The organism is Streptococcus sciuri (genome assembly GCF_024814375.1).
GTDB classification, from domain to species: Bacteria; Bacillota; Bacilli; order Lactobacillales; family Streptococcaceae; genus Streptococcus; species Streptococcus sciuri.
Genome location: NZ_JANUXX010000006.1, coordinates 12,373 through 32,985, shown reverse-complemented (window position 1 = coordinate 32,985; position 20,613 = coordinate 12,373). Strand labels below are relative to the sequence as shown.

Here is a 20,613-nt window from a genome sequence, read left to right as displayed (position 1 = left end):
TGCAGTAGTAAGAAGCCAAATGGCTATCAAGTGATAAAATAGAATAAAACCAAGCATTGTATTCATAAATATTACGAAAGGAGATGAAATGCCAACTGGTGTTATTATTAATTCAGCTGCTATTTTTTTAGGAGGAATTTTTGGAGGTCTGTGGGGACATATAATTCCTCAGCGTCTGAAAATAGAGCTAAATAACATCTTCGGTGTCTGTTCGATGGGGATGGGGATTAGTTCTATAGTCCTTATGAAGAATATGCCAGCTGTTATTTTAGCAGTTGTTTTAGGGACAGCTATAGGAATACTTTTTCATGTAGGAGATGGTATCAATCGAACAGGGTACTATATGCAAGGTATTGTTTCCAAACTGCCTTTTTCTTCTTCTCAGACACTATCAGACCAAGAATTTATGCTTAATCTAGTGACAGTGATTGTTCTTTTTTGTGCGAGTGGCACTGGAATTTATGGGTCTTTAGATTCAGGGATTTCAGGAGATGCAACTATTTTAATATCTAAGTCTATTTTAGATTTTTTCTCGGCTGCGATTTTTGCTGCTAACTTAGGTTTAGTCGTTTCATTGATTGCTGTTCCGCAGTTTATCATCTTTATCGCTTTGTTTTTACTTGCTCATATTATTGTTCCCCTTACGACACCAAGTATGATTGCTGATTTTAAGGCTTGTGGTGGTTTCTTGATGATTGCGACTGGTTTTCGAATTATTAAAGTCAAGATGTTTCCGACAGCAGACATGATTCCAGCCATGCTATTTGTTATGCCTTTCAGCTGGTTTTGGACAAATATTGTCACATCTTTTTTATGAAAGTATCAAAAATCACTAGAAGTGATGTAAAATGACAAAAGTAGTGAAATGATAAGTAGAGAATTAAAAGATGATAAGAAAAAAGAGGAGAGTTTCATGCAGTTTTCAAGCCGTTTTGCTATTGCTATCCATATGTTTGCTTGTATCGATACTTTTGGGGCTGATCATAAGGTTACGAGCAAATTTTTGGCAGGCAGTATCAATGTCAATCCTGTCATTATTCGCCAGATTTTAGGCAAGCTCAAGGCAGCTGGTTTATTAAATAGTAAGCAAGGTAGCTCTGGTATCCGTATTGCTAAAGATCCAGAGGAGATTAGCCTCCTAGATATTTTTCAAGCTCTTGAGATGATTGACCACAATCAACTCTTTGGTTTTCATGAAAATCCCTCGACGGATTGTGTTGTCGGTCGAAATATCCATTATATTCTTGATGATCGCTTAGAAAGTATCCAACAGGTTTTAGAAGAAAAACTCAGTAGTATCAGGCTTTCAGAGGTTTTGGCAGATACGGAGAAATACGTCAATGAAAAAAATGTAAAAAAATAAAGGTGTAACTGTTGATGTTACATTTTTATTTTGGTATAATTTTCTTGTAAGTTAAAATATTACAACTTAATCCCGAAAATAGAAAGAGGAAAATATGATGAAACAATACAACTTTAAAAACTTTAACTTGACTGTCTTTTTCTCAGCAGAGGATAGCTTCTCTGTTACTTCAACCTTAGTTGAAAAGAATGGGCATGCTTTCCTTTTTAATGGGAAATTTATCCAGTCAGACGGTCGTGAGATTGCCAACTACATCAAGGAACAAAATCTCACCTTGGACGCTATCTTTGCTATGCATGGAGATCCAGATTTCTATTTTGGAATTGAGGCTATTAAGAAGGAATTTCCAGAGACGGTAGTCTATGCCACTCAGTCAACGATTGAGCATATCGCTGCGACAGTGGTCGGAAAAGTAACTGTTTTTGGGGACATCTTAGGTTCTGAGGCTCCAGTTAATGTCGTCTTGCCAGCTCTTTATAGTAAAGATTCTATTAACTTCCAAGGGGAAACTTTCCAGATTATCGGAGATAGTGAGAGGATTAACCTCTACCATGCGGAGGAAAAGATCCTGATTGGTGGGATTGATGTCTTTAATGAAATGCACCTCTTTTTGGCTGATACTAGCAAGAAAGAAGAGTTGAAGGCTTGGATTGATCGTCTTGAGGATTTGAAGGGATGGGATTATGCCTTAGTGATTCCAAGTCACGCCGATTATCAGGGCTCTTTTGACAAGAGCGTCATTGATAAAAGTCAAGCCTATCTGGAGCTGGCTATCGCTGCCCAAGCTTCTAGCCAAAATGCCACAGAGTTTGAAGCTACTATTTTGGCTAAATATGAAACTTATATCAACCGCAATATCTTGGACTTGAGTAGCAAGGTCTTGACTGGAGAAATGAGCTGGGGTTAAGCATTCTCTATCTTTGGCTTGAAAGGAGGAAAAATGCAATTTTCAAGTCGTTTTACTATCGCACTTCATATGTTTGCTTGTATTGATACCTTTGAGGGTAAACATAAGATTACCAGTACATTTCTGGCGGACAGTATCAATGTCAATCCTGTCATGATTCGTCAGATTTTGGGGAAACTAAAGGCTGCAGGTCTTTTGACCAGTAAAAAAGGAACATCGGGCATTAAGATGAGCAAAGCTCCCGAAGAGATTAATCTTTTGGATATTTTCCAAGCCCTTGAGATGATTGAGGATGAGCAACTCTTTAGTTTTCATGAAAATCCCTCAACGGAGTGCGTCGTTGGGAGAAATATCCACTATATCCTCGATGAGCGCTTAGAGAGTATCCAGCGAGTCTTAGAGGAGAAGCTCCGTCAAATCAAGGTTTCAGACGTCTTAGCCGACACTCAGAAATACATCGGAGTTCTATCGTAAAAAAATTTTAAAAAATTAAGATGTAATACTTGACATTACAAAAACACTTTGTTATACTTATCTTGTAAATAAAAATATTACAACTTTTTCAAATTGGAGGAAATTAATATGTCAAAAGTAGCAGTAATTAGTTCAAATGGTCGTGTAGCTCGTTTGGTGGTTGAAGAATTGGTCAACCGTGGATATGAGGTAGTAGGTTTTGGTCGTGAAGCAGAAAATGCTTCTAAAGCACAAAGCTATGTGCAAAAAGACTTGTTCGACATCACAGCAGACGACATCAAAGATGCAGATGTAGTTGTCAGTGCCTTTGGAACTTGGGCACCTGAAACGCTTCACTTGCACGTTAAGGTTGTCAACTTCCTATCAGACTTGCTTGCAGGTTCAGACAAGCGTTTGGTGATTGTCGGTGGTGCAGGTAGTCTTTACATGGATAAGGAGCACACACTTCAATTAGTTGAAACACCAGACTTCCCACAAGAATACTACCCACTTGCAAAAGCACAAACAGACGCTTTGGACGAGTTGCGTAAACGTACTGATGTGAAGTGGACTTTCGTCAGCCCAGCAGCAGATTTCCAAGCAGAAGGTGAGCGTACAGGGGAGTACATCCTAGCAGGTGATGAGTTTACAGTGAACAGCAAGGGTGAAAGCATCATCAGCTACGCTGACTATGCCATTGCTTTTGCAGATGAAATTGAAAAAGGAAACCATATCCAAGAGCGTATCAGCCTTGTTCGTAAATAGAGAGTAAAACTCAATACTGCATGAAGGATTGGAAACAGTACAAAGTAGTAAGAGCTGGAAAAAACCAGCTCTTTTTACAAAGAAAGAGTAGGAAAAACTATGATTCAAGAAAAGAACAGACGCTATTTGTTAAAACAACTCTTAGCTGAAGATGACCGCTACAAAGACGTGAAGATTCCAACAGACGAGACTGGTCAAAAGTTATTACTTCGTGCCTTGTTCAATGTTCGCCCAGCAAAATTCGTTTCAGAGGAGTTTTTGGCTGTTCAAAACCGCTATTTGCAAGCAGAACTTGAAGAAAAAGGGATTACGAAGCTGGAGGATTTGACAGAAATTGAGCCAAATCTCTATATCTGGCAGGGAGATATTACTACCCTTTCTGTGGATGGAATTGTCAATGCAGCTAATAATCGGATGTTGGGCTGTTTCATTCCCAACCACACTTGTATAGACAATGCCATTCACACGTTTGCTGGAGTGCAGTTGCGGTCAGCTTGTCAGGACTTTATGGCGGAGCAGAACCATTTGGAAGAAACAGGTCAAGCAAAAATCACCTCAGCCTACAATCTTCCTAGTTCCTATATCCTCCACACGGTTGGTCCGATTATCCACGGCGCTCTGCGACAGGAAGATAAGGACTTGCTAGCCTCTTGTTACCAATCTTGCCTAGAATTGGCAGTTGAAAATGGTCTGAAAACTCTAGCCTTTTGTTGCATATCCACAGGTGAATTTCATTTTCCTCAACAGGAGGCGGCAGAGATTGCTGTAGCAACGGTTAAGGAGTTTCAAGCAAAGCATGATGTGAAAGTGATTTTCAATGTGTTTAAAGAGGAGGATAAGAAGATTTATGAGCAATTACTCGGTTGACCTTAAGGAGATTCGGCAGACCTTGGAAGAGGCGGATGCTATTGTCGTTGGAATTGGGGCTGGTCTATCGACGGCCTCTGGTATCGCCTATTCTGGTCCTCGTTTTATGAAATATTTTGCTGATTTTCATGAAAAATATGGAATTGAGGACATCTATTCAGGTGGCTTTTATCCCTTTGAATCGCTAGAAGAATATTGGGCTTGGTGGAGTCGTCATGTCTACTATAATCGCTATGATGTTGAAATTGGGCAACCTTATTTGGACTTGTTAGCATTTTTGGAGGATAAAAATTACTTTATCCTGACGACCAACGTTGACCATCAAATTCAGCGGGCGGGTGTGGATAAGAGCAGACTTTTCTATATGCAAGGTGATTACGGTTTGTGGCAATGTTCTAAGCCTTGTCATCAGGACACTTATGAAAATGAGAAAGTTGTCAAGCAAATGATTGACCAACAGGCAGAGATGAAGATTCCGAGCGATTTGATTCCTTATTGCCCTCGCTGTGGCGAGCCAATGACCATGAATCTCCGCTCTGATGACCGTTTTGTCGAAGATGTCGGCTGGCATGAGGCAAAGGATCGCTATGTCACCTTCCTGAATCAAAATATAAGCAAAAAGATTGTCTTTTTGGAGCTAGGAGTAGGAAATGACACGCCAGCTATCATCAAATATCCTTTTATGCAGATGACCTATCAAAATCCTCAGGCTCGTTTTATCTCAGTTAATGTCGAGCGTTTCTTTTTACCTGAGGAAATCAAGAAACAAAGCAAGGAAGTCGTCGGTGATTTGGCAGCATTTCTTGGGCAACTATAGTGTTAATAAGCAAATAATGTCATGAAATAGACTAAAAAAGCTGTTGCATAAACTAGCTTTTTTAGTTTGAAAAAATGTTTAGAGTAAAAAACATAACAAGAATAAAAAATAGTAGGAAGAAAATGAAGTATTTTATTGAATTATTTTAAAAAGAATTGATTTTTGAATATTTTTATGCTATAACTGAAAAACTAGCTAGTAAAATAGGATAAAAAGGAGATGGTTTTATGAAAGTAAAAAAATTTATAGCAATTCAGTTTATCATTTTGTCATTATTTTCGGTTATTTTACCTACGGTAAATACTGTTCAAGTTTTTGCAGATAGCAGTATAGATCACATTTTAGAAAATACTAATCAAAATCAAGGAGAGATTGAAAAAACAGCCAATATTCTAAAGGAAATGTTTGAAAAAGGGGTAACTGAACAAAATTTTTCAAGCTATATTTATACGCACTTTTCTATAAAAGATATTTCAGATGTTGAGCAAGAGTTGGATACAACGATTCAAAATCCCTATGATAGAGTTCCTTGGAATCAAGTAGGAAATTGTATCGCCGGAAAAATACGGAATGCGTTTTTTGCGATGATTAATGTAAGCGCTTTAGTTTCTTTTGCTCAAAGAAAAGCTTGGAAAGAGTTGGCTATGGCGGTTATTAAATTTGCTAAAGCTAATGGGCTGAAAACAAATATTTATATTATTGCTGCTCAGTTAGCTCTATGGGCTGTTCAATGTGGTTCTGAATGATGAAAAGTAAAGATTTTTATATTCAAAGTCTAATTACTTTTGTGATTGGCTTTATCTATGAAGCTTTGTCGTTACCTCATTTTAATTTATGGAAATGTTTTATCTTTGCCTTTGTTTATTTAGCTATTTATAGTATACTTGCAATACTTGTATCACATGATAAAAAGAAGAGAAAATAAGATTCCTTAAAAGCCTGCTCGTAAGAGCGGCTTTTTTCTTGATTTAATAACAATAGAAACGTATAAAAACAGAAATCAGTGAGGTCAAAGATAACACATTTTAATCACTATATATTTTCAGAAAATAGTATAAAAATAGGTCTAAGTGAACGAAGTTTGTATGGTTTTTTTGCGTCATTTCACAAGAAGAGCGCATAAATGACTTCAAAATGGTACAATAAAGAAAAAGCAGAAAAGAGGATATTATGAAAGACTATATCAGACCAGAACGCTATTCTTATGAGGAGTTTCCTACATCAACTGCTCAGTCCAAGTACGAGGTTATCAAGGTGGAGGCTGATTTGAGCTGGCGGTATCCTTTTATTCAGATGGACGAGGTCTATGCAACTAAGGATGACAAGGATCTCCATATCCATGTCATCATGCCGACGCCTAATTTTCTATTTCCGTCTCAGGCGACCTTTCCCTTAATTGTCTATATTCAAGGGTCTGGTTTTCAAAAGCAGAATATGGGAGACCACATCGCTCATTTGGCGGAATTTGCCATGCGAGGCTATGTCATCGCTATGGTGGAGTACCGCCACACGCCAGAGGGAACCTTCCCACAGCAGATTTTGGACACTAAGACGGCTATTCGCTATTTGTATAAAAATAAGGAAAAATACCATATTGAGGACGAAAGAGTCATCCTTTGGGGAGATTCTTCTGGAGGTCATACGGTAGTTATGACCGCTGTAACAGAGGAGTTGCAGGAATTTAGCGAGGAGGACAATGCTAGTCAGCCCCTCAATATCCTCGGTGTCGTTGATCTCTACGGACCGACTGTTATCTGTCGCATGAATTGTCAGCCTTCTATGGGCGACCATATCTCGGCTGAAAGTCGGGAGGGGCAGCTCTTTGGCGGTGTGCCTGTCTTGGAAAATTTGGATCAGGTGGAAAAAGCCAATCCCCTCAATTATATTGACTCCAGCAAGACCTTGCCGCCATTTCTCATCATGCATGGGGATAAGGATAGGCTCGTACCCTTTGAGCAGAGCGTTCTTCTCTATGACGCCCTCAAAGACGCTGGAAAGGAGGCGGCCTTCTACCAGCTAGTCGGTGCTGATCATACCATGGATGCTTTCTTTAGCCCAGAAATGACCGAGATTGTCCATGAGTTTATGCAAAGGCTTTTGACGAAATGTTGATTTTTATCAAAAAGTGAGCAATATTTTTTACAGATGATTATTTTTCCTTTATAATTCTAGGAAGAAATTATAAAGGAGAGAATGCATGTCATTTGTAGAAGATTTGAAAAAACGTCGTTCGCATTATGCGCTTAGTCGCAAGGTTGATGTTACTGATGATACATTGGTAGAGGTGATTAAGGAAGTTGTCCGTTACTCCCCATCTGCTTTTAATAGTCAGAGTTCACGTGCTGTGATTTTGCTGAATGATCAAGTTAGCACTTTTTGGAATGATTTGGTAGCAAATACACTTGAATCTGTCATGAAAGCAAAGGGTGCATCAGAAGAAGCGCTTGCAGCTACAAAAGCTAAGTTAAACAGTTTTTCAAAAAGTAAAGGAACGATTCTGCTTTTTGAGGATCAAGATGTTATCAAGAATCTTCAGGAGCAGTTTCCACCATATGCAGAAAATTTTCCAGACTGGTCAGAGCAATCAACAGGTATCGTCAGTGTCAATATATGGACAACATTATCTGCTGAGTTTGGTCTAGGAGCAAACTTACAACACTACAATCCAGTGATTGATGATCAAGTAGCTAAGCGTTACGCAGTCCCTACTTCTTGGAAATTAAGAGGACAATTGAACTTTGGAAATATCGAAGCAGAACCTCATCCAAAAGATTTTATCAAAGATGACAATCGTTTCAAGGTTTTTGCTTAGCGTAGAAGTGATAAGGTATAGGAGAATTTTCCTATACTTTTTTCTTTTCATAAACTATAGCTAGCTCTAGTTATTAGCAAGTTTAAAAAGTCAAAAACTTGTGATACAATAAACCAATAGTCTATTTTGTCTTTAAGAGGAGTTTATATGAGTAATCAGTTATTGGTGTTGCAGTCGGATTTCGGATTGGTGGACGGCGCTGTATCAGCTATGATAGGTGTAGCACTACAGGAAGCACGAAATCTCGATATTCATCATTTGACACATGATATTACCCCATATAATATTTTTGAAGCGTCTTATCGTCTTTTCCAGACGATTGAGTATTGGCCAAGTGGGACGACTTTTGTATCTGTCGTTGACCCAGGTGTTGGATCAAAGCGTAAGAGTGTTGTTGCTTTGACAGATACTGGGCAGTTTATCGTGACACCTGACAATGGTACCTTATCTTACATCAAAAAATATGTTGGTATCAAGGCAGTGCGTGAGATTTCAGAGGTAGAGAACCGAAGGAAAAACACTGAGTTGTCCTATACCTTTCATGGGCGTGATGTCTATGCCTACACAGGAGCAAAGCTAGCCAGTGGGCACATCAGCTTTGAGTCGGTAGGACCAGAGCTGTCTGTCAATCATATCATTGAGTTGCCTGTTGTTGAAACCAAGATTTTAGCTGATGCTGTAAGGGGAGCTATCGATATTTTAGATGTGCGTTTTGGTTCACTTTGGACCTCTATCACACGAGAAGAATTTTACCATCTCAAACCAGAATTTGGACAACGTTTTGAGGTGACCATCTTTAACAACGATATGCTCGTTTATCAAAATCAAGTGACCTACGGCAAGTCTTTTGCAGATGTGCGCATCGGACAACCTCTTATCTATATCAATTCTCTTTATCGTGTGGGGCTTGCAATTAACCAAGGGTCATTTGCCAAGGCTTACAATGTTGGTGTCGGATCAAACTGGCGTCTTGACATTCGTCGTTTAGAAAAATAGGAGTTATTATGCAAAATCAATCTATTAAAAAAGTTGTTGCAATCGGTATCGGAGCTGCGCTCTTTGTTATTATTGGTATGTTAATTAACATACCAACACCTATTCCTAATACCAGCATTCAGTTGCAGTATGCTGTTTTAGCACTTTTTGCGATTATTTATGGTCCCAGTGTTGGCTTTTTTACAGGGTTTATTGGGCATGCACTAAAGGATGCTTTTCAATATGGTAGTCCATGGTGGACGTGGGTTCTGGTGAGTGCTTTGCTTGGGCTTTCTATTGGTTTTTTATCCAAGAAAATCAACATCGAAAAAGGCTATCTAACAGTCAGAGATTACCTTTGGTTCAATGTTGTTCAAGTTTTGAGTAATATTGTTGGTTGGGCAATCTTAGCGCCTTGGGGGGATATTATCATTTATCATGAAGCTAGTAATAAAGTTTACGCTCAAGGAATATTATCAGCTGGCGTTAATAGCCTAACAGTGGCTATTGGAGGCAGTCTCTTGTTGGCTGCTTATGCTAAGAGTCGTACCAGAGCGGGGAGTCTTAACAAAGAGTAATAAAAGGGAAGAAATACGTGAGTATATTATTGGAGTGGAAAAATTTCAGCTTTCAATATCAAAGTCAAAGCGAAAAAACGCTAATAGATATCAATTTAACCATAAAAAAAGGTGCTAAAGTACTTATTGTGGGAGCATCTGGTTCTGGTAAGTCAACGCTAGGAAATCTCATCAATGGTCTCATTCCAAATAGCTATCAAGGAATTAAGACAGGGGAGTTTACGATTGCTCAAAAAGATGCTTATAGTCCATCTATCTATGATAAATCTCTCTTAGTTTCGACAGTCTTACAAGATCCAGATGGTCAGTTTATTGGATTGAGTGTGGCTGAGGATATTGCCTTTGCATTGGAAAACGACAATGTTGAAAGGGAAGAAATGATAAAACAAGTCAAAGAGTGGGCAGAGCGCTTGCAACTGACTACTCTTCTTGACAAGCGGCCACAGGATTTGTCTGGTGGGCAAAAGCAACGCGTCAGCTTAGCAGGCGTTCTTGTTGATGAGAGTCCTGTTTTGCTCTTTGATGAGCCATTGGCCAATCTCGATCCTAAGTCTGGTCAAGATATCATTGATTTGATTGATCGCCTGCATCGTGATCAAAAGGCAACGACCATCATCATCGAGCATCGGCTAGAGGATGTTTTGTATCGTCAGGTGGATCAGATTGTCGTTATGGATGAAGGGAGAATTGTTTTTGATGGGAGACCTGACGATTTACTCAAGACAGAGATTTTAGAGCAACACGGTATCCGTGAACCTTTGTACATTACAGCTCTTAGACATCTTGGGTATTCTTTTGAAGGAGAAAAGCCTCTTAGTCACTTAGAACGTTTGGATTTGCAACAAGTGCACTTTTCAGAACCTTATGTCAAAACAAAGCCTACCACTTCCAAAGAGAAAGTTTTATCAGCTAAAAACCTACAATTTTCCTATGATGACAATCATCCTATCTTAAAAAACATTAGCTTTGAGCTGTATAAGGGTGAAAAGATTGCTATTGTTGGTAAAAATGGTGCTGGAAAATCAACGTTAGCTAAATGCTTGTGCCAATTTGTTATACCAAGTGGTAATCTTTACTTTGGGGAAGAAGAGGTGAGTGCAGACTCAGTTAAGCAACGATCAGAACGTATCGGTTATATCCTCCAAAACCCTAATCAAATGATTAGCCAGACGATGATTTTTGATGAGGTAGCACTTGGGCTTCGCCTACGTGGTATTGGGGAAAAAGAGGTGTTAGAACGTGTTGAGGAAACACTCAAGGTGTGCGGTCTCTATCCATTTCGTAAGTGGCCTATCTCAGCACTTTCTTTTGGACAGAAAAAACGAGTGACTATTGCTTCTATCCTCGTCTTGAATCCAGAAGTTATCTTGCTTGATGAGCCAACAGCTGGTCAGGACATGCGTCATTATGAGGAGATGATGTCCTTTTTAGAGACACTTAGCCAAAAAGGTCATACTATTATTATGATTACACACGATATGCAACTCATGCTAGAGTATGCAGATCGCACGCTTGTCATTGCAGATGGTGAACTACTTGCTGACTGCACACCAATTGAGCTCTTTTCTAACGATATAGTCCTAGCAAAAGCCTATCTCAAAAAGACTAGTCTGTATCAATTGGCAGAAAAAATAGGGGCAGATTCAAGAGCACTAACTAAAGCTTATATTGCTAAAAAGGAGGACGTGCGTGACTAATTCATTATTGGGTTATCAAAAGGGAGAAGGTTTCTTCTATCGGTTATCAGGCACTAGCAAGCTATTAGCTTTTGTTTTGATTTCAGTTGCTTGTATGATTAGTTACGATACACGTTTACTCCTTTTGATAGGTATCATATCAAGTATTCAGCTTTATTTTTCGCCTATCAAATGGCGACAGATTTCTTTTGTTGTGACAGTGATTGCTATCTTTGCCTTGTTAAATGTCCTGATGGTTTATCTCTTCTCACCAAACTATGGATCGACGATTTATGGTCAGTCAACGGTGCTATTCAAAGGTGTCGGTTGGTATCAGATGACCAGTCAGGAATTGTTTTATCTCTTTAATTTAGCGCTGAAGTACCTTTGTACAACCCCTTTAGCTTTACTTTTTATTGTGACGACACATCCTAGTCAGTTTGCCTCTAGTCTTAATCACCTCGGTATCTCGTATAAAATTGCTTATGCGGTGAGTCTGACACTTCGCTATATCCCAGATGTGCAAGAAGAATTTCAAATGATTAAGAAATCTCAGCAGGCTCGTGGCTTTGAGTTGTCCCAAAAAGGCAAATTGATTGAGCGCATTAAAGGCAATATTAGAATTATTATTCCTTTGATTTTTAGCTCTCTTGAGCGCATTGATACCGTCTCAATAGCGATGGAGATGAGACGTTTTGGAAAAGAAAAAAAGCGCACTTGGTATAGTGCGCAAGATATGACGACAAAGGATTATATAGTCATTGCTTCGTCCCTTTTGATCTTAGTCATTAGTATTGGACTCATTGTTTTGAACAAGGGACGTTTTTACAATCCTTGGAATTAAGACAAAGTTGTGCTACAAGCAAGTACTTTCTTTTGCCAAGTCTATCATCTAGCTTTAATATAATGATTTTGCTATAATATGATGAGTAAGTGATACTAGCTATTATGGGTTTACGTATCTTGACAAATGACGAATTTTTGAGTATTTCCGTGTGATAAGGAGGAGCTTTTGGTATTTCTTGCTCATCTTGTATTGATTTTATTGGCGACAACTTTGGCAGGACATTATTGTGGACGCATTGGTTTACCTGTGGTTTTGGGACAATTGCTAGTGGGAGTGATTATAGGTCCTGCAGTTTTGGGCTTAGTAAGTGGGACAAATTTCATTCATGATATGTCAGAGTTGGGTGTTATTATACTGATGTTTTTAGCAGGGCTTGAGAGTGATTTGACTCTTTTAAGACGGTATTTTATTCCCAGTGCTTTGGTGGCTATCATGGGTATTTTAGTACCCGCATTGTCAAGTACAGCTGTGGCACTTGCTTTTGGCTTGTCGACAATGGAAAGTATCTTTATCGGCGTCCTGTTTGCGGCGACGTCCGTGTCTATCTCTGTAGCAGTTATGAAAGAGCTTGGAGTTCTCTCTGGTAAAGGTGGGTCAACTATTTTAGGAGCAGCAGTTATTGATGATGTGGTTGCGGTTATTTTACTGAGTGTGTTGGTCAGTGTGATAGGACACAGCAAGGAAAGTATAGTCTCTCTAGGTTTGACCTTAGTAGTGCAACTGTCGTATTTTATTGGTATCTTTTTTGTTGTTCGTTATGTTGCCCCTCTTTTAGCCCATCTTGGGAAGCAACTCTTCTTACCTGTTGGATCGACATTGTTAGCTATGATTTTATGTTTTGGAATGGCTTATATAGCAGATTTAGCTGGATTGAGTGCAGTTATAGGTGCTTTTTTTGCAGGAATTGCTATCGGTCAAACTTCTGTACGTCATGAGGTCAATCATTCCGTTGAGTCGATTGGTTATGCGATTTTTATCCCTGTCTTTTTTGTTAGTATTGGTTTGAATATGCGTTTTGATGGCATTTCAAGTCAGATCGGTTTGCTAGTTGTGATGAGTATTGTAGCTGTGCTAAGCAAGTTCCTTGGTGCGGGATATGGTGCTAAGTTAGCTAAGTTTTCAAAAGGGGAGTCCTCCTTTGTAGGAGCGGGGATGATTTCTCGTGGAGAAATGGCACTGATTGTAGCTCAAGTTGGTTATCAAAGCAAGTTGATTCAGTCAGATACTTACTCAGCTTTGGTGATGGTGGTTATCATCACGACGCTAGTTGCTCCGTTCATTCTCAAAGTGACAGCACAGCATCTACCAAAAGAATAGAAAAAAGATTTAGAGTGTTCCTCTAAACCTTTTTTCGATTATTCAATGATAAGTAATCCATCTTTGAGGGCAAAAGGATTGTCCTTATTGATGTGGTCATAAAACATAATGCCATTGGTGTGGTCTATTTCGTGTTGGACGACAATAGAGTTATAGCCACGGAGTTTGATACGTTTTTTATCACCATTTTTGTCCACATATTCGACAGTCACACGAGAGTGACGGATGACATAGCCTGGAACATCACGATCAACAGAGAGACAGCCTTCTCCTTCAGCGAGGGCAGCGTCTTGTACAGAGTGCGCGACAACTTTTGGATTATACATGATTTCAGCAAGGCTATAGGCTTCTTTTGGTGGATTACCCTCAGTATCTTCTGAATTTGGGACAAGTACAGCGATGATACGCTTTGAGATGTCAAGCTGAGGAGCAGCGAGACCTACACCACCACGCAGCCCCATCTTTTCAGCAGTAACAGGATTTTGTGAGTTTCTTAGAAATTGCATCATCTTTTCTCCAAGCGTGATGTCTTGGTCAGATAGAGGAAGTGTCACATCTTGTGCGACAGCTCGCAAGGTTGGATTACCCTCGCGAATGATATCAGACATATCAATTAAATGGCTGGGTTTAGTGAGTTTATCTATTGTAGACATAGTGTCTCCTTTACTGTATACAGTATTATCTTGTAAGGCTAGTATATCACAAGCTACCTAGAAAGTCATCTAGTCTGTTATCTGTAGCTTTTTGAGAGCTTTTTTATCTTTGATGTGATAATAGAGCTTATCTTTTTCTAGGATACCGCTTTTAGTCAGTTGGTAGAGGACGCGACTAACATGGCGGTAACTGACTCCAAAAGATTCAGCAAGACGTGTTCGTTCTGGGCGAAAACAGTCGTTAGTGGCAACTTTTAGGATATGGGTAGCTAAACGCTCTTTTAGGGTATAGGTGATATTTGTCGTGCTAAGAATATTTTGTTGATAGAGAGTTTGTGCAAGTTCTTTACTGAGATTGAGGAGAAAACTAGCATCGTTTAGGAGGTCAGCCTTTAAATGTTCAAGGGGTAATTTTGCTACGGTGACGGGTGTTAATGCGATGACAGATGAAACACATTTTTTTTGAGTGAGAAGCTCAATCTCACCGATAAGGGTGGGTGGGCTTTTAGTGTCAAGGATATGTTCACGTCCGTTGTAGACTCTACGGACGATTTTGATTTGTCCCTCAAGGATATAGCTAAGTGTTTTCAAGGTATCTCCTTGATGACAGATAACCTCTCCTGCGGCTACTTTTTGCAGTCTGAGATGGTTTTGGTATTTCTTTGGGAAAATCGTTTCCAATTCGGGGTTATGGTAGGTCATCTACATCTCACCTTGCTAAATAGGACCAATGTCCTATTCTTATAGTCTAAGATTGATTATACTCTAATTATACTAAAAAACAAGTAGGAAGATTCTTATGAAGAAACAGTTAGAAAAAATCAGTATTTTATCTCTGTCTTTGATGTTAGTATCAACATTTTCACCCTCATCAGCTTTGCCACAGATGATTGCTTTTTTCAAGGCACAGGGTATCAAAGCAAGTCAAGTCGAGTTTTTGTTTTCTCTATCTTCTTTTGCAGTGCTTGTCATCCTTCTTTTGACACCTTTGTTGGATCGTTTCTTTTCTGAAAAAACAATGATTATTCTGGGACTTCTCTTGATTGCTTTTGGTGGGAGTATGCCTTTATTTGCACAAAAGTATTATTTGGTTTATCTTTCACGGATTATTCTGGGTTTTGGAATTGGTTTTATTAATGCGCGTGCCATTAGTATCATCAGTGAAAATTATCGTGGTGCTGAGCGTATGCAGATGTTAGGTATTAGAGGTTCTGTTGAGATTTTGGGCAATGCAGTGTTGACAGCTATCGTAGGACTAGTCCTTAGCTTTGGCTGGTCAACTGCCTTTGCTATCTATCTTTTTGCACTACCTATTCTTATTTTTTATCTCCTATATGCTCCCACAAATGCGCCTAAAAAAGTTCTCAAAGTGGCGAAAATATCTAAAGCCTCCTTTACTAAAAGAGAGTTAGCTATCGTTATTGCGCTTGCTCTGCTGGCAGGATTTGCAATCAATGTCAATAGTGCAAATACTCTGCGTATTCCGACTCTTATCACCAGCCTGGGACTAGGTAGCGCTAGTCAGGCGAGTTTTATCCTCAGTATCATGATGCTGATGGGGATTGTCGCAGGCATCTGCTTTGGTGGCTTATTGAAACGCTTTAGAATTTATCTCATTGTGCTCTCTCTTATTTTTTTGGCTTGTGGTTTGACTTTGATTGCTTTCGCACAAAATCTCTTTGTCCTGTCATTAGGTGCTATGATTTCTGGCTTTTTGTACAGTATTATCGTTACAACGACTTTTAGTTTAGCATCAGAGGTTGTTGAAGAGTCAAAGATTGCCAGTGCTACAACATTGATTTTAGTTTTTTGCTTATTGGGAGGGGCTAGTGTTTCTTATGTTTTAGAACTTTTAGATATTATCACTCCATCTTATGTTGCTCAGATAGTGTATGCTATGATAAGTCTATTACTGGCTATAGTGGTCTTTATCGGTCAAGCTTTCCTTACCTATCGCAAACGGTGCTGTCTGAAAAAATGACTATCAATAAAAGAACGGTACCAAGCTTCTTTGCTTTATCTCAAAAATAATGTTCTGTACAACAAAAAAGATTGAGGGAAGTTATCCAAAATGGGTTTTTTCTCCAATCTGAAGATAGTCTTGTTTATTCTTTATCCAAAGTTTTTATTATTTCTTTTGCGATTGCATTTACGACTGGCACAGCAACAGAATTGCCAAATTGCTTATAAGCCTGTGTATCACTAACTGGGATAATGAACTTTTCTGGAAAACCTTGTAAACGACTTGCTTCTCGTGGAGTTAACTTACGGGGATTTTTTCCTATTTGTTCAATTAGTATCTCACTACCATCTTTATAGTATCTTGCAGATATAGTATTTGTATAGAGACTGTCTGCGTTAAATAGCGAATAACCAAAACCGTTACCGTTCTTTTTATGTTCCTTTTTTCGACGTTGATGACCTTGCCACAATGTATCTGAAATAGTATATTTATCAGATACAGAATCTTCTAAAATATCTCCTAATCGTGTTTCGGTCATCGGAGGCGTAGGAAATTCAAAGTCAGCATAGTTACTAACCTGTCTTTTATCAAATCCTATTATATAAATACGTTCACGATTTTGTGGAACACCAAAATCTTTTGCTTTAAAAAGAATGTTATAAACTTTGTAATCAAGTTCTTTGAGAGTATTTTCAATTACTTGAAATGTACGTCCTTTATCATGCCCCTTTAAGTTTTTAACATTTTCCAGTAAAAATGCTTTTGGTCTTTTCTCTTTCAAAATACGAGCAATTTCAAAAAATAATGTACCTCTGGTATCTTCAAAACCAAGTTTTTTCCCAGCTTGACTAAAGGCTTGACAAGGAAAGCCTCCCACTAAAATATCATGGTCTGGAATATCTTTTTCATCAATTTTAGTAATATCACCATGAGGTGTGTCGCCATAGTTTGCCTTGTACGTTTTGATAGCAAATTTGTCAATCTCACTACTAAAAACAGATTGTGTCCGTCCAGTGAGTTGAAAACCAAGTCGTGTACCACCGATACCCGCAAATAAATCAATCATACTGTAATCAGCAGATTCAGGATTCTTAAAAGGAGCATCTTCTGGAAAATTTAAAATATGTTCTAATTCAATTTTAGAGGGTTTACATTCATTATTTTCCCACCTTCTAATAGTTCGGTCGCCAGTTTTTGGAAGTCCAATTGCATCAGCTAATTCTTTTTGAGTCATGTTAAGGCGAATACGTTTATTTTTTATAAGAATAGCGACAGAATCGCTAATTTCCAATTTTTTTAGTACAATAGAGTTCATAAGGGATTTCCTTTTTTATGTGATGATTATAGGACAAAATGTCCGTTTATTGACACAATTATACCAAAAAAAATTATCTTGTGAAGAGAGGTTCTACTGTGGAACTTGAATTGTATAAAGAGTTTGTTAGACAACAGAGAAAAGAGTATTTTTCAAAAGATATGCCCTATGATTTCGTCTATAAACAATTTGAAAATGCAGGTTTTAGCAATCAGCCTGCAGATTATTTTTTTAATAATGCTAGTACAGTCATTGATATTTTAAGAAGTAAATCTTGGAAAGAGTTTCAAGCTAAAGAACATCAATTTACCTCTGAGATGCTTTCATATCTTTATTCAGAAAACGATGTAGAAAAAATGTCCAGCAGTGAAGCGATTGCTTGGTTTGTTGAAAAATTTCCTATGCATATCTATAATCTAAACTTATCTAACACACAAAGAGAAGAAGCAGAGCAGGAAAAGAATTTGAAGCCATTATTGAACTAATACTTATCGGAGCAGATATTCCAATGGATAGCCAAGGCAATATTGGAAAAAAATTCTTTATTGATAAAGGACTTGGGAAACTAGTCGATATTGTATCTCCTGGTTCAGTGGAGTATGTCCTTAATAAGCGTGATACAGTTTTAATTAGTGCTAAAACAACTTTGAGAGAGCGTTGGCAAGAAGTTCCAGAAGAAATGGGACGGACTGGAGCTAGGGAGATGTTCTTAGTGACACTTGATGATAATATCAGTAGAGAAGTAATTGAAAATCTAAATGAAGCAAACATTCAGCTTGTAACAACAAAATCATTAAAAAATAATAAGTATTCACCATATCATAGTGTCATTAGTTTTGAAAAACTGCTATCTATTTTAAATGAAACAGCTTTTAAATGGACTGATTTTAGCTATTCAGATGAAGCAAAAGCTGAGATAAAAAATAATATCCAAAAACAAATAGAAAAACATACAAATCATCCATTTGTATTAAATTACTATCAACGTTATGTGAAAAGATTTGGTAAAAAAACTTTATCAGTATAATCTATGAGCAAAGCAGAGTGATAGTTTTTTCTGATATACTGATAGAAAAAAGATATTAGGCTAACCTATCAAAATGTGCTAATCTAGGTTTATTAATGGTTTGGAGCTATTGGATACTTATGACGATAGTTTCAGGCATTTTTGCATGATTGATGTTTCAGAGATAAGTCTATTGCAAAAGTATACCCTATTTTGTTTTTGGATAGCCATCAGGTAGAGAGTGTTGGGGGATTTGTTTTGTGCAACTTGGCATTATCTCGCCCCCTATGAGGGTTATTTCGTATCGAAAGCAATTATAGACTCTTACTTGTTTGGTATAGGTATCATACTGGCGGATGGTTGTGCAAAAGTGATAACATAGCTAGTTTGATTTCAAATACCTCTCTAGTTTGTAGACGGTGAGGTATTTCTCTGATTATGAAATGTAAGTAGAGAGCTCTAACGCTCTTATGAAATGAAAAGTTTTTATAATGTTTGCTATCGTATCAATTTTTGTTATGACAATGAAAATCAATAAAAAAAGTAAATGAGGTATTCCTATGACAAATCAACGTTATCAACTCAATAAACAACTGGCTCAAATGCTTAAAGGTGGGGTTATTATGGATGTGACAACACCAGAGCAAGCTAAAATCGCTGAAGCTGCTGGCGCTTGTGCCGTTATGGCACTTGAAAGAATTCCAGCTGATATTCGAGCTGCAGGGGGTGTCTCTCGAATGAGTGACCCAAAAATGATTAAAGAAATCCAAGAAGCAGTTTCCATACCAGTCATGGCAAAAGTTCGCATTGGGCATTTTGTGGAAGCTCAGATTTTAGAAGCTATTGAGATTGATTACATTGATGAAAGTGAGGTGCTTTCACCAGCTGATGATCGTTATCATATTGATAAAACAAGCTTTGAAGTGCCTTTTGTTTGTGGCGCTAAAAATCTTGGTGAAGCATTACGTCGTATTTCTGAAGGCGCTAGCATGATTCGATCAAAAGGGGAACCTGGCACAGGTGATGTTATTCAAGCTGTTCGTCATTTGCGCCGAATGAATCAAGAAATCGCGCATCTTCAATCGCTTCGTGATGATGAATTGTACCACGCTGCAAAAGAGCTCCAAGTGTCGTATGACTTAGTCAAAGAAGTGCACGAAACTGGAAAATTACCAGTCGTTTTATTTGCTGCAGGTGGTGTGGCCACACCAGCAGATGCTGCGCTGATGATGCATTTGGGTGCAGAAGGTGTCTTTGTTGGTTCTGGCATTTTCAAATCAGGTGACCCAGAAAAACGTGCGCGTGCAATTGTGCAAGCTGTAACAAACTATCAAGATAAAGCATTGCTCGCTAAATTGTCAGAAAATTTAGGCGACGCTATGGTCGGGATCAATGAAGATGAAATTCAGCTTCTTATGGCCGAACGTGGGATTTAAGGGAGAAATGTATGGTTTTAATTGGTGTACTAGCCTTGCAAGGTGATTTCGAAGAGCATTGTCAAAAAGTACGTTCTTTGGGAGGACAGGCGATTGAAATTAGACAAAGCGAAGATTTACAAACTCTATTAGACGGTATTATTTTACCCGGTGGCGAATCAACTGTTCAGGGGAAATTATTACAGGATTTGGCGTTGCTTAAACCATTACAAGACAAAATAAAAGCAGGTTTACCAGTTTTAGCAACCTGCGCAGGTTTGATTTTATTAGCAGAGAGAATTGAAAATCAACAAGGAAATTACCTTGCGACATTGCCAGTGACGGTTAGGCGCAATGCTTATGGCAGACAGCTAGGCAGTTTTTACACAGAGCTGGATTTTTCAGGCTTGGGTCAACTGCCAGCAACTTTCATTCGCGCGCCTTATATCAGTAAAGTCAGCAAAGGGGTTGACATTCTGGCTGAAAAAGACGGAAAAATTGTTGCGGTTCGTTACCAAAATCAATTAGGCCTTGCCTTTCACCCAGAGGTCGATGGCGATGACAGCATTCATGCTTATTTCTTAAAGATGTGTCAGACTTACACTCCTCAATCAGTCAGTGGTAGTTAGAAAAATTTTCTTAAAATTGAAGTGAGCTAGTTCTTTTGATTACATGCTTGTTGAGAATGAGTCAATTTATTTGATATAGCTTGACTCTCTATACTTTACAAATGTGACATACTGGTAAGTTCAAAGTTTAGTGCTTTGTCTATCGTTGATTTTGTGTAACAAATATCAAAAAATCTCATGAACAAAGTGGGAAAAACACTTTTGATACAATAACAGATAGTTTAAAGCATTGTTAACATAGAAAAATGAGTGCCA

The 20,613-nt window shown here is 38.4% G+C and carries 23 protein-coding genes; 20 read left to right on the top strand and 3 right to left on the bottom strand.

Annotated features, from left to right (window positions below; translation table 11 throughout):
* Positions 1-88 precede the first annotated feature (88 nt).
* The 15 genes from NXS10_RS05685 to NXS10_RS05615 all read left to right on the top strand — a co-directional run bounded on the left by NXS10_RS05685 (position 89) and on the right by NXS10_RS05615 (position 13,377).
* Entirely contained in the window at positions 89-817 is a 729-nt protein-coding gene (locus NXS10_RS05685; protein ID WP_259138649.1) for a DUF554 domain-containing protein, read from the top strand.
* A 96-nt stretch (positions 818-913) separates the two neighbouring features.
* Complete coding sequence (locus NXS10_RS05680; protein ID WP_259138842.1) at positions 914-1,363, top strand: Rrf2 family transcriptional regulator; 450 nt, start codon at positions 914-916, stop codon at positions 1,361-1,363.
* A gap of 94 nt (positions 1,364-1,457) precedes the next feature.
* Positions 1,458-2,270 (top strand): MBL fold metallo-hydrolase, encoded by an 813-nt coding sequence (locus NXS10_RS05675; protein WP_259138647.1) that lies wholly within the window; start codon positions 1,458-1,460, stop codon positions 2,268-2,270.
* A 33-nt stretch (positions 2,271-2,303) separates the two neighbouring features.
* Complete coding sequence (locus NXS10_RS05670) at positions 2,304-2,744, top strand: Rrf2 family transcriptional regulator (RefSeq protein ID WP_259138645.1); 441 nt, start codon at positions 2,304-2,306, stop codon at positions 2,742-2,744.
* A gap of 108 nt (positions 2,745-2,852) precedes the next feature.
* A complete protein-coding gene (locus tag NXS10_RS05665; RefSeq protein WP_259138642.1) occupies positions 2,853-3,488 on the top strand; it encodes an NAD(P)-dependent oxidoreductase in 636 nt (211 codons plus the stop codon).
* 99 nt (positions 3,489-3,587) lie between these two features.
* Entirely contained in the window at positions 3,588-4,355 is a 768-nt protein-coding gene (locus NXS10_RS05660; RefSeq protein ID WP_259138640.1) for a protein-ADP-ribose hydrolase, read from the top strand.
* Positions 4,336-5,172 carry an SIR2 family NAD-dependent protein deacylase gene (locus NXS10_RS05655; RefSeq protein WP_259138639.1) on the top strand — a complete coding sequence of 279 codons (837 nt, stop codon included), beginning with the start codon at positions 4,336-4,338 and terminating at the stop codon, positions 5,170-5,172. Before NXS10_RS05660 ends, NXS10_RS05655 begins: the two co-directional genes overlap by 20 nt.
* A gap of 227 nt (positions 5,173-5,399) precedes the next feature.
* A complete protein-coding gene (gene entV / locus NXS10_RS05650) occupies positions 5,400-5,918 on the top strand; it encodes an EntV family bacteriocin (protein WP_259138637.1) in 519 nt (172 codons plus the stop codon).
* Between the two features lie 424 nt (positions 5,919-6,342).
* Positions 6,343-7,284, top strand: a complete 942-nt coding sequence (locus NXS10_RS05645; RefSeq protein ID WP_259138635.1) for an alpha/beta hydrolase — start codon at positions 6,343-6,345, stop codon at positions 7,282-7,284.
* Between the two features lie 85 nt (positions 7,285-7,369).
* The gene (locus NXS10_RS05640) at positions 7,370-7,984 is read left to right on the top strand and encodes a nitroreductase family protein (RefSeq protein ID WP_259138633.1); all 615 of its coding nucleotides are present in this window, start codon (positions 7,370-7,372) and stop codon (positions 7,982-7,984) included.
* 147 nt (positions 7,985-8,131) lie between these two features.
* A complete protein-coding gene (locus NXS10_RS05635) occupies positions 8,132-8,980 on the top strand; it encodes an SAM hydrolase/SAM-dependent halogenase family protein (RefSeq protein WP_259138631.1) in 849 nt (282 codons plus the stop codon).
* Between the two features lie 8 nt (positions 8,981-8,988).
* Positions 8,989-9,537 (top strand): ECF-type riboflavin transporter substrate-binding protein, encoded by a 549-nt coding sequence (locus NXS10_RS05630; protein WP_259138629.1) that lies wholly within the window; start codon positions 8,989-8,991, stop codon positions 9,535-9,537.
* Positions 9,538-9,554: 17 nt separating this feature from the next.
* A complete protein-coding gene (locus tag NXS10_RS05625; protein WP_259138628.1) occupies positions 9,555-11,234 on the top strand; it encodes an ABC transporter ATP-binding protein in 1,680 nt (559 codons plus the stop codon).
* Positions 11,227-12,057: an energy-coupling factor transporter transmembrane component T family protein gene (locus NXS10_RS05620; protein WP_259138626.1), complete on the top strand. Its 831-nt coding sequence runs from the start codon at positions 11,227-11,229 to the stop codon at positions 12,055-12,057. Before NXS10_RS05625 ends, NXS10_RS05620 begins: the two co-directional genes overlap by 8 nt.
* Positions 12,058-12,225: 168 nt before the next feature.
* Entirely contained in the window at positions 12,226-13,377 is a 1,152-nt protein-coding gene (locus NXS10_RS05615) for a cation:proton antiporter (protein ID WP_259138624.1), read from the top strand.
* Between the two features lie 38 nt (positions 13,378-13,415).
* On the opposite strand, the gene def is transcribed toward NXS10_RS05615, so the two are convergent.
* Positions 13,416-14,030 (bottom strand): peptide deformylase, encoded by a 615-nt coding sequence (gene def, locus NXS10_RS05610; protein WP_259138621.1) that lies wholly within the window; start codon positions 14,028-14,030, stop codon positions 13,416-13,418.
* A gap of 69 nt (positions 14,031-14,099) precedes the next feature.
* On the bottom strand, positions 14,100-14,732 hold the full coding sequence (locus NXS10_RS05605) for a Crp/Fnr family transcriptional regulator (protein WP_259138619.1): 633 nt from the start codon (positions 14,730-14,732) through the stop codon (positions 14,100-14,102).
* 97 nt (positions 14,733-14,829) lie between these two features.
* Between NXS10_RS05605 and NXS10_RS05600 the strand changes: the two genes are divergently transcribed.
* Positions 14,830-16,011, top strand: a complete 1,182-nt coding sequence (locus NXS10_RS05600) for an MFS transporter (RefSeq protein ID WP_259138617.1) — start codon at positions 14,830-14,832, stop codon at positions 16,009-16,011.
* A 124-nt stretch (positions 16,012-16,135) separates the two neighbouring features.
* Here the strand turns inward: NXS10_RS05600 and dcm are convergent, their stop codons facing one another.
* Positions 16,136-17,308 (bottom strand): DNA (cytosine-5-)-methyltransferase, encoded by a 1,173-nt coding sequence (gene dcm / locus NXS10_RS05595; RefSeq protein ID WP_259138615.1) that lies wholly within the window; start codon positions 17,306-17,308, stop codon positions 16,136-16,138.
* Positions 17,309-17,406: 98 nt separating this feature from the next.
* On the opposite strand from dcm, the gene NXS10_RS05590 reads away from it, so the two are divergent.
* The 4 genes from NXS10_RS05590 to pdxT all read left to right on the top strand — a co-directional run bounded on the left by NXS10_RS05590 (position 17,407) and on the right by pdxT (position 20,358).
* The gene (locus NXS10_RS05590; RefSeq protein WP_259138613.1) at positions 17,407-17,793 is read left to right on the top strand and encodes a PDDEXK family nuclease; all 387 of its coding nucleotides are present in this window, start codon (positions 17,407-17,409) and stop codon (positions 17,791-17,793) included.
* Positions 17,781-18,335, top strand: coding sequence for a type II restriction endonuclease (locus tag NXS10_RS05585; RefSeq protein ID WP_308445759.1), 555 nt, complete (start codon positions 17,781-17,783; stop codon positions 18,333-18,335). The genes NXS10_RS05590 and NXS10_RS05585 overlap by 13 nt, the downstream gene beginning before the upstream one ends.
* Positions 18,336-18,874: 539 nt before the next feature.
* Positions 18,875-19,750, top strand: coding sequence for a pyridoxal 5'-phosphate synthase lyase subunit PdxS (pdxS, locus tag NXS10_RS05580; protein ID WP_259138611.1), 876 nt, complete (start codon positions 18,875-18,877; stop codon positions 19,748-19,750).
* Between the two features lie 11 nt (positions 19,751-19,761).
* Positions 19,762-20,358: a pyridoxal 5'-phosphate synthase glutaminase subunit PdxT gene (gene pdxT / locus NXS10_RS05575; RefSeq protein ID WP_259138609.1), complete on the top strand. Its 597-nt coding sequence runs from the start codon at positions 19,762-19,764 to the stop codon at positions 20,356-20,358.
* The last annotated feature ends 255 nt before the right edge of the window (positions 20,359-20,613 follow it).

Bases quoted from the DNA above. Each gene is read 5' to 3' on its own strand.
- NXS10_RS05635 (WP_259138631.1), top strand. From the start codon at position 8,132: ATGAGTAATCAGTTATTGGTGTTGCAGTCGGATTTCGGATTGGTGGAC.
- NXS10_RS05645 (WP_259138635.1), top strand. From the start codon at position 6,343: ATGAAAGACTATATCAGACCAGAACGCTATTCTTATGAGGAGTTTCCT.
- NXS10_RS05675 (WP_259138647.1), top strand. From the start codon at position 1,458: ATGATGAAACAATACAACTTTAAAAACTTTAACTTGACTGTCTTTTTC.
- NXS10_RS05600 (WP_259138617.1), top strand. From the start codon at position 14,830: ATGAAGAAACAGTTAGAAAAAATCAGTATTTTATCTCTGTCTTTGATG.
- pdxT (WP_259138609.1), top strand. From the start codon at position 19,762: ATGGTTTTAATTGGTGTACTAGCCTTGCAAGGTGATTTCGAAGAGCAT.
- entV (WP_259138637.1), top strand. From the start codon at position 5,400: ATGAAAGTAAAAAAATTTATAGCAATTCAGTTTATCATTTTGTCATTA.
- NXS10_RS05655 (WP_259138639.1), top strand. From the start codon at position 4,336: ATGAGCAATTACTCGGTTGACCTTAAGGAGATTCGGCAGACCTTGGAA.
- pdxS (WP_259138611.1), top strand. From the start codon at position 18,875: ATGACAAATCAACGTTATCAACTCAATAAACAACTGGCTCAAATGCTT.
- def (WP_259138621.1), bottom strand. From the start codon at position 14,030: ATGTCTACAATAGATAAACTCACTAAACCCAGCCATTTAATTGATATG.
- NXS10_RS05640 (WP_259138633.1), top strand. From the start codon at position 7,370: ATGTCATTTGTAGAAGATTTGAAAAAACGTCGTTCGCATTATGCGCTT.
- NXS10_RS05665 (WP_259138642.1), top strand. From the start codon at position 2,853: ATGTCAAAAGTAGCAGTAATTAGTTCAAATGGTCGTGTAGCTCGTTTG.
- dcm (WP_259138615.1), bottom strand. From the start codon at position 17,308: ATGAACTCTATTGTACTAAAAAAATTGGAAATTAGCGATTCTGTCGCT.
- NXS10_RS05630 (WP_259138629.1), top strand. From the start codon at position 8,989: ATGCAAAATCAATCTATTAAAAAAGTTGTTGCAATCGGTATCGGAGCT.
- NXS10_RS05685 (WP_259138649.1), top strand. From the start codon at position 89: ATGCCAACTGGTGTTATTATTAATTCAGCTGCTATTTTTTTAGGAGGA.
- NXS10_RS05670 (WP_259138645.1), top strand. From the start codon at position 2,304: ATGCAATTTTCAAGTCGTTTTACTATCGCACTTCATATGTTTGCTTGT.
- NXS10_RS05680 (WP_259138842.1), top strand. From the start codon at position 914: ATGCAGTTTTCAAGCCGTTTTGCTATTGCTATCCATATGTTTGCTTGT.
- NXS10_RS05605 (WP_259138619.1), bottom strand. From the start codon at position 14,732: ATGACCTACCATAACCCCGAATTGGAAACGATTTTCCCAAAGAAATAC.
- NXS10_RS05660 (WP_259138640.1), top strand. From the start codon at position 3,588: ATGATTCAAGAAAAGAACAGACGCTATTTGTTAAAACAACTCTTAGCT.